Raw genomic sequence first — 16,439 nt, 5'->3', positions numbered from 1 at the left:
GGGCCGCCACGACCCGCAGGCACGTGATCAGGGCCGCCACGACCCGCAGGTGGGTGGTCAGGGCTGGCGCGGCGCCGACGGCGGTGGCGACATGCAGCGGGTCACCGTGACCGTGACGCCGTCCGGGCCGTCGCTGATCAGCAGGGTGTCGGTGAGCAGGCGGGCCAGCAGGATGCCGCGGCCGCCCGGGACGTCGGCCGCCGGTGGTCCGGCGGTCACCGGCAGCTCGCCGCCGAATCCCCCGCCGCGGTCGCTGACCTCGGCGATCAGGGTGTCCCCGTCCAGCGTCAGCCGCAGGGAGCCCTGTCCGCCGCCGTGCCGTACGGCGTTGGTGGCCAGCTCGTTGACGGCGGCCACGAAGTCGTCGAGATCGTCGTCGTGCAGTCCCGCGACGGCGACGTGGCGGCGCAGATCGTGCCGCAGATCCGTGATGTCGGCGACGGCGAAGTCGCGGGCGAACACCTCGGTCGCCGAGGGCACCGGCCTCGCGCCCAGGCCCGCACCGGGGTCGTGGGTGGGCGGGGAATCCGGCGGGGCCATCCAGGAACCATAGCCCGGCCGCGCCGGGCGCCGAGACCGGCAAAAGCATCGTTGTCCTGGGACAACGGTTTCCCGGGACGCCGGACCGGCCCCCGCGCGGCCGGCCGTAGCCGGGGTCACCTCGCGGGAACGGCCGGCGCGGCGGCGAGCAGAGCGGCGGCCGCGGGGGCGAACATCGTGGACTTGATGCTGCCCAAAGTGCCGCGGTCCTTGCCGGCCAGCGGTCGCACGGCCTCGGTGGCCGTGGCCACCAGAGCGGCTTCGTCGGCCGTGCGGTCGACCAGGCCGGTCGCCACCGCCGTGGGGCCGTCGAAGCGACGGCCGGTGGTCATCGCGGCGATCGCGGCGGCCGGGGTGAGCTTGGCCTGGACCAGCGCGGCCATTCCGGGGGTGAACGGGAGGGTGACGTCCACCTCCGGGAAGCAGAAGTAGCCGCGGTCGGCCCGCATGATCCGGAAGTCGTGGGCCATGGCCAGCATCGCGCCGGCGCCGAAGGCGTGCCCGTTGACCGCCGCGATGGTCGGCACCGGCAGAGTGAGCAGCCGGGCCAGCAGCCGTTGCACGTCGGCGAGATACTGCGGTGCCTGGTCGCCGTTCTCGCCCAGCCAGCCCAGGTCCAGGCCGTTGGAGAAGAACTTGCCCCGGCCGGTGGTGACCAGCGCCGCCGCCTCGGACCCCTGCACGACGACGTCGAGCAGGTCGTTGACGCCGGTGATCCAGGACGGTGAGAAGCGGTTCTCGTCGTCGCCGAGGTCGAGGACGTGGACGGGGTGGTCCTGGTGCAGGGTCGGCATGTCAGCCCTTCCGGGTAGGTGGTGCGGGCGGCGGGAGGTCGAGCACGGCACGGACCGCCGCGGCGAGGCGCCGGCGGTGGTCGGCGTCGATCAGCACGGTGCCGTCGGTGGACGGGCCGGTCAGGGCGCGGCGGAACAGGGCCGTGGGCAGGTCGACCACGCAGGTGGTGACGACCTCCACGGCGTACCGGTCGCGGCGGTCCCACAGCAGCTCGGCCAGCCGGATCAGAACCTGCACCAGCCGGGCGTCGAGCCCGTGCAGGGCGTCGGCGTCGGCCTCCGGCAGGTCCGGGCCGAGCAGCTGCTCGCGCCGGACGGTGAAGAGCATGCGCGCCGCGGCCGGGCGCTGCCCGGCGAAGATCGCCGGCGCGGTGGCGGCGGCGACCACCGCCTCGCGCGCCCCGCCCGGCCGGGCCTCGTCGATGAGGTCGGTCTGCAGGCGCAGGAAGGCATCCGCCGCTCGCAGCCAGGCCCGGGCGAGCAACGCATCGAGGGAGCCGAAGGCGTGGTAGATGGTGCCGTTGGGCACCTCGGCCGCGGCGGCCAGGCCACGCACCGTGACACCGCCGGCGCCCCGCTCGGCGGCGAGGCGTTCGGCGGTGTCGAGCAGGTGGTCCAGGTCGTGGACGCGGCGGCGCGGCACCCGACAGTTATATCAGAGCGAGTGCTCCAATAAACGCTCAGCCGAACCAGGTCAGCGCCTGACCGTGGGACCGGGTCCAGGCCAGCGGCTTGCCGTCGAGGGACAGCACGTTGTACAGCGCGTCGTCCGGCGGGGCCGGCAACGGGCCGTCGGCGAGAACCTCCGCGGCCTCGTTGGCCACCCAGTGTCCGGGCAGGGCAGTCACCAGCTCGGCGAACGCCGCCCGCCGCGGCGGCGGCACCTGGTAGAGCACCGACGTGTGCAGCACCACGAGGGTCGCGTCGGCCGGGGCCTGCGCCGCCAAGGCCGGCAGATCGTCGACCAGGTCGCCGCGGACCAGCAACGGTGGGTCGGCGGCGACGACGGCAGCGGCTTCTCGCAGCCGGGCGCGGCGGTGCCCGTGCTCGGGCCAGATCAGGGCGTCGAGCCAGGCCAGATCCTCCGGATCGGTGACGTCCAGCGGATTCAGGTCCAGGCCGGCGCGCCACACCACCCGCGGCAGGGCCGCCGGTGGGACCAGGCCCGTCGCGGCGCACTCGAGGACCGGGGTGCCGACGCCGAGGGTGTGGGGGCCGTAGCGGTAGGCGTACCGGTCGGGATAGAGGCACAGGCCCGCTGACGCGCCCACCTCCAGCAGCGCCAGCGGCTGCGGCAGTGCCGCCAGGACCGGCAGCAGGACGGCGCACCGGCCCGCCTCGTTGGTCTGGGTGGCCCGGGTACGCAGCCGCGACTCGATCGCCGTCCAGTGCGCCCGGATCCACGCCCGGAACGCGTCCGGGTCCTGCACCGGCCCGCCGAGCGACCGCGCCACGGCGAACAGGAGATTCGGCTGCTGTTTGTCCGGCGGCACCGTGCCGATGAGGGCCAGCAGCTCGGCGTCGGCGGCGACCGCGTACGAGAGGCGTTCATAGGTGGGCGAGATCCCGTGGGTCTCACGAGCAGCGAACTCGGCGTACCGGTCGGCGGTGGTCATGCTGCCCTGTCTACCGCTGCTGCACGTCCGTCAGGACGGGCTTGATGTCGAGGACCGGCGTCCCGTCGACGGCTTCGAGCGCGTCGACCGTGATCCTTCCCGCGTCGACTGCCGTGACCGTCACCTCGTGCAGGCCGATCGGGTTCGGCCGAGCCTGCGAGCGGGTGCTGAACACGCCTGTCTCTTCGCGCTCGGGATCGTCGCGGGGCCGGACCCGCAGGGTGGCCCGGTCCGCCCGGTCCAGCCAGGTCAGCACGACGATCCGGTCGCCGGCGCGCAGGTCCGCCGCGGCCGGGGCCGCCTCGGGGGTCAGCTCGATCCGCGCTCGCGGCGCACCCTCGTCGGGCTGGCGCGGCGCCTCCCGCGGGTCGGTGAGCGAGGACCGCACCATCCCGATCGGCACCACGACGATGTCCGGCATCTCTACCTCCCGGTGGACGGCGCACCCCGATGCTAAGGCCGGGTCAACACCTTGCGGACCTCGTCGTCGCCCCATTCGCCACCGAGCTCCTGAACTTCGTCGACGAGCGCCCGCGAACTACACGGCAGTAGTTCGCGGGCGGCCGTGTCGTCCTGATCAGGAGCGGGTAGCCCGATCGGGTGACCATGCCCGAGGTGATCCCGCCGATGCTGGCCGAGGCCGGGCCGCTGCCGGCCGGCCCGGGCTGGTCGTACGAGTTCAAGTACGACGGCGTCCGCGCGATCACCCACGTCAGCGGCGGCGACGTACGGGTGCTGTCCCGCAACAACAACGACGTCACGGCCACCTATCCGGAGCTGGGCGCGCTCGCCGGCCTGCTCGGTGGCCGGTCGGCGATCCTGGACGGCGAGATCGTCGCGTTCGACACGGGCGACCGGCCGTCCTTCGCCGAGCTCGCCGCCCGCATGCACGTCGCCGCGCCCGGCCCGGCGCTGCTGGCGGCCGTGCCGGTCGTGTACTACGTGTTCGATCTGTTGTGGCTGGACGGCGAGTCGCTGCTGGACGAACCGTACGACCGGCGCCGGGAGGTGCTCGCCGGGCTGGCGCTGGAGTCCCCGGCGGTGCGCACGCCGCCGTACTTCGCCGGGGTCGACGGCACGACGATCCTGCGCGCGGCCGAGCTGGGCGGCCTGGAGGGCGTCGTCGCCAAACGGCGTAGCAGCCCCTACCGGCCCGGCCGTCGCTCCGCGGACTCGTGGACCAAGGTGCCGCTCATCCGTACCCAGGAAGTGCTGATCCTCGGCTGGAAGCCGGGCGCGGGCCGCCGGGCCGGCACCATCGGCTCCTTGCTGCTCGGGGTCCTCGACGGGCCGGGTGCCCTGCGGTTCGCGGGGCACGTCGGCACCGGCTTCACCGACGTCATGCTCCGGCAGCTCCAGGACCAGCTCGCACCGCTCGCCCGGGCCACGCCGCCGGTCCCCGACGTCCCGCGCGAACACGCCCGGCACGCCCACTGGGTCGAACCCGCGCTGGTGGGTGAGGTCGCCTTCCGCAACTGGACACCGGACGGGCGCATGCGCCACCCCTCGTGGCGGGGGCTGCGGCCCGACCGCACGCCGGCCGAGGCGCGCCGGCAGCCGGCACCCACCGTCCCCGCCCCGGCCGAGGTCGAGGGGGCGCTGGCCACGCCGGACGGGAGGTGGCGGGTCGAGGTGGTCCGGCGGGACGGGCAGCGCTCGTACCGCCTGCTGCACGCCGACAACGTGATCGACGGCCTGGACCTGGCCGCGGTGGAACAGCTCCTCGGCCGCGCCGGCGTCGATCTCGGCGACCTCGGCGAGACCCGCCGTCGCACCGGTGCGGCGTGACCGTGGGTCAGGAGTCCTGGCTGATCGCGAAGGCGATGAGCGCGATCAGGACGAGCGGGATCGGCAGCCCGATGACGGCCATCGGCCGCTGCAGTAGCCGCGAGCCGGGGTCCATCGGCGGCCGGCTCGGCCCGTACGGGTTGGGCTGCAGCGCGCCGTGGTGGGCCGCCTGACCGCTTGACCAGGTTGATCACCACCGTGATCGGCGTGATGACCAGTGACGCCCAGCCGTACCAGCCCTGGACCAGGGTGCGGGCGGTCATCGCGCGGAAGGTGGCCAGCCCGCAGTCGCGGCAGAACGGGCCCGGCTGGCTCAGCAACCGCATCACGATGACGAAGCCCTGGTGACCCCGGAAGGTCACCGGCGCGGCCGGCACGCTCCCGCACATCCGGCAGGCGACGACCAGGAACTGGCCCTGGCCGGGGACGGCCTGGCCAGGGGCGGCGGCGGACTGCTGCTGGGGGAGGGACACGACTCTCCTTGGGAATTCCGACGACGGCGAGACCGTGTCAGGTGACTGAGAGGTCGCCGTATCCGCTGTCCGTCCCCGGCTACCGGAATGCGGGCCAGTGCTCCGGCCATCAGGCCCGGGGTAAAGGCCCACGCTGGGAGCGCCCGCCAGGGTCCGAGCAAAGCCTTAACCTCGCATCTGTTCGCTCTGCTCAGCCACCGGTACCGGCACGATGGCGGCGATGCGCCGGCCGTGATTGGTCACGTAAATGATCCGGCCGCGCACGGTGACGTTGTTGAGAGTGCCTGCGAGCGCCAGCCTCAGTTCGCGAACGCTGATCTCATTCGGGGTGTCGGCCATGACGACATAGTAACCTTTGTGTACTCTTCCCCTTGTGCAGCTCCGTTACAACTATCGCGTCTACCCAACGCCCGGCCAGCAGATCAAGCTGACGAAGGCGTTCGGGTGTGCGCGGGTGGTGTTCAACGACGGGCTGCGTCTGCGTCAGCAGGCACGCGAGGCGGGCCGGAAGTACGTCTCGGATGGCGAGCTGTCGCGCCGAATCATCACCGAGGCGAAGGCGACCCCGGAGCGGGCGTGGCTGGGCGAGGTGTCGGCCGTGGTGTTGCAGCAGGCACTGGCGGATCTCAACACCGCGTACCGCAACTTCTTCGCCTCGGTCACGGGCAAGCGCAAGGGCCGCAAGGTGGCCCCGCCGCGGCGCCGCTCCTGCAAGGACAACCGGCAGGCGATCCGGTTCACCAGAAACGCTCGATTCAAGGTGCTGCACAACGGCCGGCTGAGGCTGCCGAAGATCGGCGACGTGCCGGTCCGCTGGTCGAGGGAGCTGCCGTCCGAGGCCAGCTCGGTCACGGTGATCCGGGACGCGGCGGGACGGTATTTCGCGTCGTTGGTCGTGCAGACCGGCGCGGGCGAGACGTTACCGCCGGTCGAGTCCGAGATCGGGATCGATCTGGGCCTGACCCATTTCGCGGTCATGTCCGACGCTACGAAGGTCGCGGCGCCGAAGTTCCTGCGCCGGGCTGCCCGCCGCCTCAAGCGCCTGCAACAGGACCTCGCCCGCAAGCAAAGGGGCAGCAACCGCCGCAAGAAGGCCGTCGTGAAGGTCGCTCGCGCGCACGCGCGGGTGGCCGACACCCGGCGGGACTGGCAGCACAAGCTCTCGACACGGATCATCCGCGACAACCAAGCGGTGTACGTCGAAGACCTGTGCGTCGTCGGTCTCGGCCGGACCCGGCTCGCCAAGTCCGTGCACGACGCCGGCTGGGCGTCGTTCATGGGCATGGTGGAGTACAAGGCCGCCCGGTACGGGCGCACGTTTGCCCGGGTGGACCGGTTCTTCCCTTCTACCCGGATGTGCTCGGACTGCGGGCGGATCAACGACAAGATGGCCCTGGACGTTCGGTCGTGGACCTGCCCATGCGGGTCGGCCCATGACCGGGACGTCAACGCGGCCATGAACGTGCTCGCGGCGGGACGCGCCGAGAGCCTAAACGACCGTGGAGCGCGGATCAGACCACTAGCGATGGTGGCACCGCGCGGCGAAGCGGTAATCCGCTCGGACGCCGCGTGTTCCATGCGCAGCGTGGAGGGAAACTCCGTCCTTAAGCTTTAGGGCAGAGAGATCGTCAATCGAGGATGAAGGTGGCGTCCGCGCGCTCGGTCGCCGTCGCGACGGCCTGCACGTGGATCAGGTTGTCGTAGTGGCGCAGGTACCGGCCGGGGTAGTTGACCGACTCGAACGACACGGTCCCGCTGCCGGTCAGGCCCGGCCGGCGGGTGAAGCTGGCGTCGGCGCGGAAGGCCGCCGTGCCGTCGTCGCGGCGTACCCAGCCCTCGAAGTTGCTGTGCCGCAGGTAGTAGCCCGGGAAGTTGGTGGACTCCAGGGACACCGTGGACCCGCCGGCCAGGCCGGGAACCAGGCGGAACTGGGAGTCGGCGAGCGGCTTGACGCCGGCCTCGATGCGCGCCCGGTACTCCCAGTGCCGGACGAAGCGGTCCGGGAAGTTGGCCGACTTCAGGCGGACCGGGGTGGCGCCGTCCGGCACCGGGATGCCGAAGTCGGGGGTGCCGTCGGCGTTCCAGTAGAGCTTCTGCACCCGGGTACGCCGGTTCGGGTCCTTGAGCGGGTCGCCGTTGATGGTCGGGTAGTTGCGGTCGTGGTAGACGAGGATGTCGCTCTGGCCGTCCTCGGAGGTCGTGAACGAGTTGTGGCCGGGGCCGTACTGGCCGGTGCCGGCATTGCTCACGAAGACCGGGTCGGGGGTCTTGGTCCACGAGGACGCGCTGAGCAGGTTGCTGGTGGCGGAGGCGGTCAGCAGCCCCAGGCAGTAGTTGGCGTCGGTCGCGCTGGCCGAGTACGCCAGGAACACCCGGCCGTTGCGCTGGATCACCGCGGGCCCCTCGTTCACCTCGACCCCGCCGCGGCGTTCCCAGGCCAGCGTCGGCACCGCGATCCGCATCGGGGTGCCGGTGATGGTCCACGGGTTGCTCATCCGGGCGATGTAGAGGTTGGAGTTGGTGTCGATGCCGGGCTCCGCCTGTGCCCAGACGAGATACCGCACACCGTTGGTGACGAAGGTCGACGCGTCCAGGGCGAAGGTCTCCCAGGACGTACGGATCTGGCCCTTCTCGGCCCAGGAGGCGGTGAGCGGGTTGGCGCCGGTGCCCTCCAGGACGTACATCCGGATGGCCCAGACGTCGTTGGTCGCGCCGGCGGCGAAGTAGACGTACCACTTGCCGTCGATGAAGTGGATCTCGGGAGCCCAGATGTGCGCGCCCATGATGCCGCTGCCGTGCTTGCGCCAGATCACCGTCTCCGGCGCGGTGGACAGGCCCTGGATGGTGGTGGCCCGGCGCAGCACGATGCGGTCGTACTCGGGCACGGTCGCGGTGAAGTAGTAGTAGCCGTCGGTGTGCTTGACGATGTGGGCGTCGGCCCGCTGGTTGATCAGCGGATTGGTGTACTGCACCGCGGGAGCGGCGGCGGCGGGCGTGGCGCCCGCGAACGTCGCGGCGACGAGGCTGAGGATCGCGACGGCGGCGATCAGGGCCGGGCGCCACCGGCCGGGCCGGGCAGGGGGAATCGCGGGGACGGTCATGCGGGGCGCCCTTCGTCGAGTGTTTCGCCCAAGTTACGCATGAGTGTTAACGGTCACATCAATCAGGTCAAGATGCGGTCCCCGACTGCCGCGACGAAGACCTCCGCGGTCGTCGACACCGGACGGTCACTCACCTGACCGTCACCCACCTCGATGACCCGCCACACCCCGTCGGCGCGCAGCGCGAGATCCACCGTCACGAACGGCAGGCCCAGCCCCGCGATCACCGGTGTGATCGCGGCCAGGTCCGGACCGGCCGGGGGCAGCTCGTCCGGGCTGTCCGGGTGGGCGCTGACCAGCCTGCACTCCCCGCGTACCCACCAGGTACGGACCTCGGCCCCGGTGAACCGCTCGAACCGGCGCAGCACGAACCCGCCGGTGAACTCGTCACCGCGCAACTCCCGCAACCGGCTCGCGACCCGCCACGCCGCCGCAGCGTCGCCGAGCTGAGGGACGTAGACCGCCTCGTCCCAGTAGTGCTTCATCGACTTGGTCCAGTCCCGCAGCACCGCCGGTCCCTCGCCCAGAGCCGCGCGGGCCTCGTCGAAGGCGGCCCGATCGGCACCGGAGGTCCACGTCGTGTCCGGCGTGAACCCGGCCAGCTGCGCGGCCCAGCCCGGCAGCTCGTGAGCGCGGCGGTACTGCTCCGGACCGGTTCGCAGCGTCACGCCCCGCCCGGCCAGAGCTCGCGCCATGGCCGCGTACCGATCGGCGCCCAGCATCCAGCCCCGGTAGACGGCGCCGTCGCCGGCGGGCACTCGGGCCACCGCAGCGTCCGCCGCGCCCGCGGCCAGCCCGTCGTGATCGACCAGCGCGACCGTCCACCCCGCTTCGCGGGCGGCCGCCGCCTCCGCGGCGAAATGCTCGTCGGGCCGGCGCGGGCGCAGCACATCAGCGGGAAGCAGCATCATCACCGCACCATGGTGACCGCTGCCGTCCCCGGTCGTCTCTTCGGGTGAACCCGGCCGCCGGGGCAGTCGTGTTGGCGACCGAGGACGCGGATCGCCGCCGCGCCGGGTCATGGTGGGACGGGACCGGCGGTGAGATGAGGGTGCTGTCATGGCTGTGCAGCTGGGCGAGATCACGTTCCACACCGGGCCGCCCGTGCTGGGCGGACCCGACGATCTGCACGCCGTCATCCTGGACTTCCTGGGCGCCGCCACGACGTCGTTGCGGATCGCCGTCCAGGAGATCGACTCCGAGCCGATCGCCCGGGCCATCCTCGACGCCAAGTCCCGCGGGGTACGCGTGCAGATCATCCTCGAGTCGAGCTACCTGCACGAGGACCGGGCGCCGGCGGACCCGTGGGCGGTCGCCGGGGACAACGAGGGCAACCGGGTCATCCACGCCGCGTTCCTGCGCGCCGGCGTCGACGTGATCACCGACCTGAACCCGGCGATCTTCCACCAGAAGTTCGTGGTGCGCGACCACGGCAAGCCCGGCGCGGCGGTGCTGACCGGCTCGGCCAACTTCACCCGCACCGACACCGGCACCAACCTCGACACCGGCGCCGGGCGGTCCGGCAACAACCTCAACCACATCGTCGTGCTCGGCGGCAAGCAGGCCACCGACCAGTACCGCAGCGAGTTCGACCGGATGCGCGGCGGCACCTTCGGCGACCTGCACGAGCGGCACGAGGCCCGGCCCGGCGAGTTCCGGCTGGGCGGCATCCGGGTCAAGCCGCTGTTCGCGCCGCGGCACGGGCCGGAGATGGAGATCATGAAGCAGATGCTCAAGGCGCGGGCCCGCATCGACTTCGCGATGTTCACCTTCGCCCAGTCCTCCGGCATCGACGACGCGATGATCCGGCTGGTCGGTCCCGGCCTGCCGATCCGGGGCCTCCTGGACCGCGGCCAGGGCGCCCAGCGCTGGGCGGCCACCCAGCCGCTCAAGGCGGCCGGGGTGCGGCTGTGGGAGAACAAGCCGGGCACCGGGCTGCGCAAGGTGCACCACAAGCTGATGGTCGTCGACGCCCGCCTGATCATCATCGGCAGCTTCAACTACACCGGACCGGCGACCACCCTCAACGACGAGAACATCGTGGTGCTCGGCGACCTGGAGGAGACCGACGCCGCTGCCGAGGCCGCCCAGCAGCGGCTCGCCGGCGTGGCGCTGGCCGAGATCGACCGGATCATCACCGATCTGGGCCGGCCTCTGTAGGCCGGGCCGGCGGCACAGCGGCCCTGAGCGAGGCTGCCTGGCCCGGCGGCTCGGCCCAGCGGCGTTCGATGGTCACCGTCGTACCGGTCGCCGTCGAGGTGACCCGTACGTCGCCGTACGCGTTCATCAGCAGCGCGCCGCGGCCCCGGTCGCGCGCCGGTGGCCGCTCCCGCCAGCCGCCGAAGTCCTGCACGACGACCCGGACCAGCCCGTCCGCGACCCGCAGCCGCACCTCGACCTCCGGCCGGCTGGGGTGCTGGGCGTGCTCGACGGCGTTGTTCACCGCCTCGGTCGCGGCCACCTGCAGGTCGTCGAGCAGGTCCGGATCGATCCGGTCGCCCGACAGCGCCCCGCGCAGGTCCCGGCGCATCGCCGCGGCGGCCGTCGGCACCAGCGGATAGACCCAGGTGGCGTCGACCTCCGGCAGCGTGACCGTGGCGGCCGGCGCGACGGGCCCCCGGCGCCGCACAGCGACGACCGCGATGTCGTCGCGCGGCTGCGCGGCGTCGGCCAGGACCGCTTCGACGACCGTGGCCGCCGGGGCGCCGTTCGCGTACGAGGTCCCGGCCCGCTGGAGCAGGCGGGCCGTCCCGTCCCCGGCGAGCAGGCCGTCGGTGACCAGCACCAACTGCGCCCCGGGCGGCAGCGACTCCTCGTGCTGCTCGTAGGCGGCCACGGCGGCGCCGAGCGGCGGTCCGGCCGGACCGGTCAGCAACCGCGTCTCCTCCCCCGGGGCGCTGCGCACCGGCGGCGGGTGCCCGGCGCTGCACCAGGAGAAATCCCCGGTGGCCGGGCTCAGCCGGCCCACGAGCAGGGTGGCCGAGAACGGTGCGCCCAGGCGGGAGAGCAGCGTCGCCACGCGGGTCAGGACGGCGGCGGGCGCCGGGTCCTCGATCGCGTACGCGCGGACGGCGTTGCGGACCTGCCCGCTGGTCACCGCCGCGCCCAGCCCGTGCCCCGCCACGTCGCCGATGCTGACCACCAGGTCGCCGCCGGGCAGCGCCACGACGTCGTAGAAGTCGCCGCCCAGCTCGCCGGACGCCGGCCGGTACCGCGCCTGCACGTCCCAGCCCTCCGGCGAGGGAAGGCTCTCCGGTAGCAGGCTCTGCTGGAGCGTGAGGGTCAGCTGCCGCTCGTGTTCGAGCTGCCAGGTGCTCTGGGCCAGCGAGGCCAGCATGGTGGCCATCGAGTCGAGCAGGGCCCGGGCGCCGTCCGCCGGTGGGCTCGCCGCGCCGACCCGTACGGCGATGCTGCCGAGCCGGCCGCCGTCGGCACCCCGGATGACCGCGCTCAGGGTGCGGGTGTCCCCGATGACGTCCCCGGAGCCCGCGGGCGGCGCGGTGAAGCGCAACGGGGCATGGTGCTCGTCGCCGTCCAGTTCGGTGACCGCGCGGACGCCGCCGAGCAACGCGCGGGCCTGCTCGGTGGCGGCCTGGAACGCCTCCTCCAGGGCCCGGCCGGAGGCGATCACCGCCGCGGTGTCGGCGAGCACCCGCAGCTGCCGGGTGTGCGTGCCGCGCAGCCGGGCCAGCCGCAGGGTGGTGCGGACCCGGGCGACGAGCTCGGCGGCGGTGAACGGTTTCACGACGTAGTCGTCCGCGCCGACCTGCAGCCCCTCGACGCCGGCCTCCTGACCGGCGCGCGCGGACAGCATCACGACCGGCAACGCCTCCGTGGCCGGCTCCCGGCGCAGCGCCCGGACCAGGCCGAAGCCGTCCAGCCGGGGCATCATCACGTCGGTCAGCAGCAGGTCGGGTGGGTTGCGGCCGATCGCCTCCAGGGCCGCCTGCCCGTCCGCGACCGTCTCCACCTGCCAGCCCTGGGCGCCCAGCAGCCGTACCAGATAGGCCCGCATGTCGCTGTTGTCGTCGGCGACCAGGATCCGGGCCGCGGCCCCGTCCTCCCCCGCGTCCCGGTCCTGCGCTCCGGGCGCGACGGGCGGCGCCTCGGCGCCGGCGTCGTCCTCGAGCCAGCCGGTGACCTCCCGGACCGCCGCCTCGGCGGTGGCGAACGTCGGCTCGTCCGGCGCGGTCGCCACCTCGGCCGCCGGCTCGACCGCGGTCCACGGCAAGGTCACGGTGAAGGCGGAACCTTCACCCGGCGCGCTCTCGGCCCGCACATCGCCGCCCTGCAGGCGGCTGAGCTCGCGGACCATCGCCAGGCCGATGCCGGTGCCCTCGTGGCTGCGCGAGCGCACCCCCTGGACCCGGTGGAACCGGTCGAACAGCCGGGGCAGCTGCGCCGCGTCGATGCCGATGCCGGTGTCCGTGACGCGCAGCCGGATCTGCTCGTCGTCGGCCTCCAGCGCCACCCGGATCTCACCTACGAAGGTGAACTTGAGGGCGTTGGAGATCAGGTTGGTGACGATCTTCTCCCAGTTGCCCGGGTCCACGGCGACCGGCCGGTGCAGCGGCGGGCAGTCCACCACCAGGCGTAGCCCGGCGCGCTCCACGGCGGACCGGAAGACCCCGGCCAGCTCCGCGGTGTAGGTGGCCAGATCGACGGCCCGCGGCGCGTGCCCGGCCCGGCCGGCCTCCAGGCTGGAGAAGGTCAGCAGGTCGTTGACCAGGCCGAGCAGCCGGTTGGCGTTGCGCCAGGCGGTGTCCACCCGCTCGCGCTGCCCGGCCGGCAGCGGCTCCTGCCGGTCGGCCAGGGCGTCGGCGAGCGGGCCGAGCATCAGCGTGAGCGGGGTGCGGAACTCGTGGCTGACGTTGGTGAAGAACCCGGTCTTGACCCGGTCGAGCTCGGCCAGCGCCTCGGCGCGGTCGCGTTCCTGCTGGTAGGCCTGGGCGTTGCGGACCGCGACGGCGACCTGCTGGGCCAGCAGCTGCAGGAAGGACCGGTAGGTCTCGTCGAGGCCGCGGCTGGGGCTGATCCCGGTGAGGACGACCCCGACGGGCTGCTCGCGATCGGCCGAGGGCAGCGGCTGCGCCACCGCCACCCGGACCGGGTCACCCCAGGGACCGCCGGTCACGGCGAGCCGCTTCACCACGTCGTCGGTGCGGGCGGTGCGCCCGGCGGCGGCGGCCCGCAGGCCCCACGGATCATCGCCTTCCGGGTACGCGGCATCGGCCCGCGCCTCCCCCACGCTCAGCGTCACGGGGAGCGCGGCCTGCACCGGGCTGTCGTCGGCGTCGGCACCGACGCACGCCGCCAGCCGCAGCAGACCGCCGTCCCGCAGGTAGATCGCGGCGAACGGCACGTCCAGCGGCTGCTCGCCGATCACCGCCGACAGCCGGGCACAGGTCTCGGCGACGTCCGCGGTCTCGGTGCCGGCCGGCAGCGACAGGTCCCGCAGCAGCCGCAGCCGCCGCTCCCCGACGATCTGGTCGGTGACCTCGCTGCAGACGGTGAGCACGCCCATGGTGGTGCCGTCGTCGTCGCGGGCCGGGGCGTGCGAGACGCTGAAGTACGCCTCCTCGCGGTAACCGGCCCGGTCCAGCACCAGCTGCAGGGCCGGCACCCAGCTGGCCACGCCGGTGGCCATCGCGTCGGCGATCAGCGGCTCGAGCACGTCCCAGCTGTCGGCCAGGGTGACCCGCACGTCCCCGCCCAGCGCGGCCGGGTGCTGGTCCCCGATCAGCGCGGAGTACGCGTCGTTGTAGAGCTGGGTGAACCGCGGGCCCCAGAGCAGCAGCATGGGATACCGCGAGGAGAGCACGATGCGTACGGCGGCGCGCAGGCTCTGCGGCCACGCGTCGACCGGGCCCAGATCCGTGGCGGCCCAGTCCAGCCGGGCCATCAGCCGTCCGGCGGTGCCCCCGTCGGCGAACAGGTCGTCCGGCGACATCAGGACCGATCACCGGTCATGCGTGAGCCTCACCTCCGGCCGGCACGGCCGACCCCGTTGATGTTGACCAGTCTCCTCTACCCGTCGGTCGACTTTCGCACACGCCGGCCGGGCCTGCGCCGCTGAGGTGGGCGGGGACGCCTTTGTCACCCGCGCGGGCGGCCGGCCGGGGCGATAGGTTCGGGGTATGACAACCCTCGGCGGGGCGGCGCTGCCGCGCAGCGAACCAGCGGAGCAGGGCGTCGACGCGGCCGGGATCGACGCATTCGTCACCGCGGCCGGCGCGCTGAGCGGCGTGGAGCTGCACAGCCTGATGGTGCTGCGGCACGGTCACGTGGTCGCCGAGCAGTGGTGGCCGCCGTACGAGCCGGAGACCCCGCACCTGGTCTACTCGCTGAGCAAGAGTTTCACCTCGACCGCGCTCGGGCTCGCGGTCGGCGAGGGCCGGGTGGACCTGGACGCGACCGTGCTGTCGTACTTCCCGGAGCTGGACGCGGCGGTGACCGACGAACGGTCCCGCTCGATCCGGGTCCGGCACGTGGCGGCCATGGCCAGCGGACACGAGGACGACACCATCGAGCGGGCCCGGAAGGCCGGCGACGGTGACCTGCTGCGCGGCTTCCTGCGCCTGCCGCCGGACCGGGAGCCGGGGACGGTGTTCGCGTACAACCAGCCGTGCACCCACGCGCTGTCGGCGATCATCCACCGGGTCAGCGGGGAGTCGCTGACGGCGTACCTGCGGCCCCGGCTGTTCGAGCCGCTGGGCATCATCCGCTCGGGCTGGTCCCGCGACCCGCAGGGCCGCGAGCTGGGCTATTCGGGGCTGCACGTGCCGACCGAGGCGATCGCCAAACTGGGCCAGCTGTACCTGCGCAACGGCGCCTGGGCCGACCGGCAGCTGCTGAGCCCGCAGTGGGTGCAGGAGGCGACCCACGCCCACCTCCCGACCGACATCCCCGAACCGGACTGGGACCAGGGGTACGGCTTCCAGTTCTGGCGCAGCCGGCACGGCTACCGCGGCGACGGGGCATACGGCCAGTTCATGCTGATCCTGCCGGAGGCGGACGCGGTCGTGGCGATCACCTCACAGAGCGAGGACATGCAGGGTCTGCTGGACGCCGTCTGGACCCACCTGCTGCCCGCCCTGACGGCGGACGCGCCGCCGGCCCGGGCCTGGACGCCCGCGACCGCGACCCTGCCCCTCCCCGAGGCGGCCGGACCGCAGCCCGCCCGTACGCCGGTGACCTTGCGCCCGGGTGCGGGCAACGAGCTGCCCGGCCTGCACACGGTCCGGCTGACCACCGGACCCGACGAGATCCGGCTCCTCGACGGCAGCGCCGAGCTGGTCGCCGCCCTGGGCGCGCCGGGCGAGTGGACCTCGACGGGCCCGCTGACGACCGCGTCCGCCTGGAACGACAGCCGGCTGCACGTCGACGTGATCTTCGTCGAGACGCCGCACCGCCTGCACCTGCGGCTCGACCCGGCGGCCGGGACGTTCGAGGCGCGCTGGCAGACCTGGCCGCTCGGCGGCCCACCGCTGTCGCAGCTGCGCACGCCCAGCTGACCGATGGCGACCGCCGCCGGCTGTCAGGGGGTCAGCGGCCGGGCCAGCACGGCGAAGTCGGCGTCGGTCAGGCCGGTGCGCGGATCGACCCGGTGCAGCAGAGCGCGCCCGGGATGGTGCGCCGCCACCCAGCGGCGGTCCGCGTCGGTGATCTCGTCGTCGATCCAGAGAAAGGGCCGGCCCGCCGCCCACCGGACCAGGCCGGCGGTCTTCCAGTGCCGGCCGTCCGCGGATCCGGCTCGGTGTCGGCCCATGCGACGACGGGCAGGACGGGCAGTCCGAGTCGCGGGGCGATCACTTCGTTGGCCTGCTCGGCCCAGGTCGTGGCCCAGACCAGGTTGCCGGGCAGAGCGAGCAGCTTCGGCCCGTCCGCCGGGTCCAGGCGCGGTAGCAACGGGTGGGCGCCGGGCGTGGGATCAGCCGCCGGGTAGCGGCGGCCCGTGCCACCGAACGGGATCAGCGGCCCGTCGACGTCGAGAAAGATGATCGGGCGGTCAGCGGTGTCGGGCATCGCCGGCATTGTACGAACGCCCCGTCCTGCTACCGCGGGACTTGTCCCAGTCGCTCGCGCACGGTCGGCGGCAAGGTTGCCCAGATGGCCGCCGTCGGCCGG

14 protein-coding genes and 1 pseudogene are annotated in these 16,439 nt (G+C 73.2%); 5 read left to right on the top strand and 10 right to left on the bottom strand.

The window, feature by feature from the left end:
• Window positions 1–57: 57 nt before the first annotated feature.
• The 5 genes from Aau02nite_RS04165 to tsaA form a co-directional block, all read right to left on the bottom strand.
• Window positions 58–540: an ATP-binding protein gene (locus Aau02nite_RS04165; RefSeq protein WP_212986955.1), complete on the bottom strand. Its 483-nt coding sequence runs from the start codon at window positions 538–540 to the stop codon at window positions 58–60.
• A gap of 116 nt (window positions 541–656) precedes the next feature.
• On the bottom strand, window positions 657–1,334 hold the full coding sequence (locus Aau02nite_RS04160; protein ID WP_212986954.1) for an enoyl-CoA hydratase-related protein: 678 nt from the start codon (window positions 1,332–1,334) through the stop codon (window positions 657–659).
• 1 nt (window position 1,335) lies between these two features.
• A complete protein-coding gene (locus Aau02nite_RS04155) occupies window positions 1,336–1,977 on the bottom strand; it encodes a TetR/AcrR family transcriptional regulator (protein ID WP_212986953.1) in 642 nt (213 codons plus the stop codon).
• A gap of 37 nt (window positions 1,978–2,014) precedes the next feature.
• Window positions 2,015–2,950 (bottom strand): DUF2332 domain-containing protein, encoded by a 936-nt coding sequence (locus tag Aau02nite_RS04150; protein WP_212986952.1) that lies wholly within the window; start codon window positions 2,948–2,950, stop codon window positions 2,015–2,017.
• Between the two features lie 10 nt (window positions 2,951–2,960).
• The gene (tsaA, locus tag Aau02nite_RS04145; protein WP_212986951.1) at window positions 2,961–3,371 is read right to left on the bottom strand and encodes a tRNA (N6-threonylcarbamoyladenosine(37)-N6)-methyltransferase TrmO; all 411 of its coding nucleotides are present in this window, start codon (window positions 3,369–3,371) and stop codon (window positions 2,961–2,963) included.
• 185 nt (window positions 3,372–3,556) lie between these two features.
• Here tsaA and ligD point away from each other — a divergent pair, with 185 nt between their 5' ends.
• Complete coding sequence (gene ligD / locus Aau02nite_RS04140) at window positions 3,557–4,738, top strand: non-homologous end-joining DNA ligase (RefSeq protein ID WP_212986972.1); 1,182 nt, start codon at window positions 3,557–3,559, stop codon at window positions 4,736–4,738.
• Window positions 4,739–4,915: 177 nt separating this feature from the next.
• The gene (locus Aau02nite_RS04135) at window positions 4,916–5,086 is read left to right on the top strand and encodes a hypothetical protein (protein ID WP_212986950.1); all 171 of its coding nucleotides are present in this window, start codon (window positions 4,916–4,918) and stop codon (window positions 5,084–5,086) included.
• Between the two features lie 290 nt (window positions 5,087–5,376).
• Here the strand turns inward: Aau02nite_RS04135 and Aau02nite_RS04130 are convergent, their stop codons facing one another.
• Window positions 5,377–5,550 (bottom strand): hypothetical protein, encoded by a 174-nt coding sequence (locus tag Aau02nite_RS04130; RefSeq protein WP_212986949.1) that lies wholly within the window; start codon window positions 5,548–5,550, stop codon window positions 5,377–5,379.
• A gap of 34 nt (window positions 5,551–5,584) precedes the next feature.
• Here Aau02nite_RS04130 and Aau02nite_RS04125 point away from each other — a divergent pair, with 34 nt between their 5' ends.
• The gene (locus Aau02nite_RS04125) at window positions 5,585–6,826 is read left to right on the top strand and encodes an RNA-guided endonuclease InsQ/TnpB family protein (protein ID WP_212986948.1); all 1,242 of its coding nucleotides are present in this window, start codon (window positions 5,585–5,587) and stop codon (window positions 6,824–6,826) included.
• 13 nt (window positions 6,827–6,839) lie between these two features.
• On the opposite strand, the gene Aau02nite_RS04120 is transcribed toward Aau02nite_RS04125, so the two are convergent.
• Both Aau02nite_RS04120 and Aau02nite_RS04115 read right to left on the bottom strand, forming a co-directional pair.
• Complete coding sequence (locus Aau02nite_RS04120) at window positions 6,840–8,312, bottom strand: family 43 glycosylhydrolase (RefSeq protein WP_212986947.1); 1,473 nt, start codon at window positions 8,310–8,312, stop codon at window positions 6,840–6,842.
• 62 nt (window positions 8,313–8,374) lie between these two features.
• Window positions 8,375–9,223 carry an ATP-grasp domain-containing protein gene (locus tag Aau02nite_RS04115; protein WP_246594876.1) on the bottom strand — a complete coding sequence of 283 codons (849 nt, stop codon included), beginning with the start codon at window positions 9,221–9,223 and terminating at the stop codon, window positions 8,375–8,377.
• Between the two features lie 148 nt (window positions 9,224–9,371).
• Between Aau02nite_RS04115 and Aau02nite_RS04110 the strand changes: the two genes are divergently transcribed.
• Window positions 9,372–10,472 (top strand): phospholipase D-like domain-containing protein, encoded by a 1,101-nt coding sequence (locus Aau02nite_RS04110; RefSeq protein ID WP_212986945.1) that lies wholly within the window; start codon window positions 9,372–9,374, stop codon window positions 10,470–10,472.
• On the opposite strand, the gene Aau02nite_RS04105 is transcribed toward Aau02nite_RS04110, so the two are convergent.
• Complete coding sequence (locus Aau02nite_RS04105) at window positions 10,447–14,262, bottom strand: SpoIIE family protein phosphatase (RefSeq protein ID WP_212986944.1); 3,816 nt, start codon at window positions 14,260–14,262, stop codon at window positions 10,447–10,449. The two genes, Aau02nite_RS04110 and Aau02nite_RS04105, sit on opposite strands and share 26 nt — an antisense overlap.
• A 187-nt stretch (window positions 14,263–14,449) precedes the next feature.
• Between Aau02nite_RS04105 and Aau02nite_RS04100 the strand changes: the two genes are divergently transcribed.
• The gene (locus Aau02nite_RS04100) at window positions 14,450–15,826 is read left to right on the top strand and encodes a serine hydrolase domain-containing protein (protein ID WP_212986943.1); all 1,377 of its coding nucleotides are present in this window, start codon (window positions 14,450–14,452) and stop codon (window positions 15,824–15,826) included.
• 23 nt (window positions 15,827–15,849) lie between these two features.
• On the opposite strand, the pseudogene Aau02nite_RS04095 reads toward Aau02nite_RS04100, so the two are convergent.
• A pseudogene (locus tag Aau02nite_RS04095) lies at window positions 15,850–16,337 on the bottom strand (HAD domain-containing protein).
• Window positions 16,338–16,439 lie beyond the last annotated feature (102 nt).

The organism is Actinoplanes auranticolor (genome assembly GCF_018332655.1).
Lineage (GTDB): Bacteria > Actinomycetota > Actinomycetes > Mycobacteriales > Micromonosporaceae > Actinoplanes > Actinoplanes auranticolor.
The sequence above is the reverse complement of the archived record's forward strand: the minus strand, read 5'-3'. Positions and strand labels throughout refer to the sequence as shown.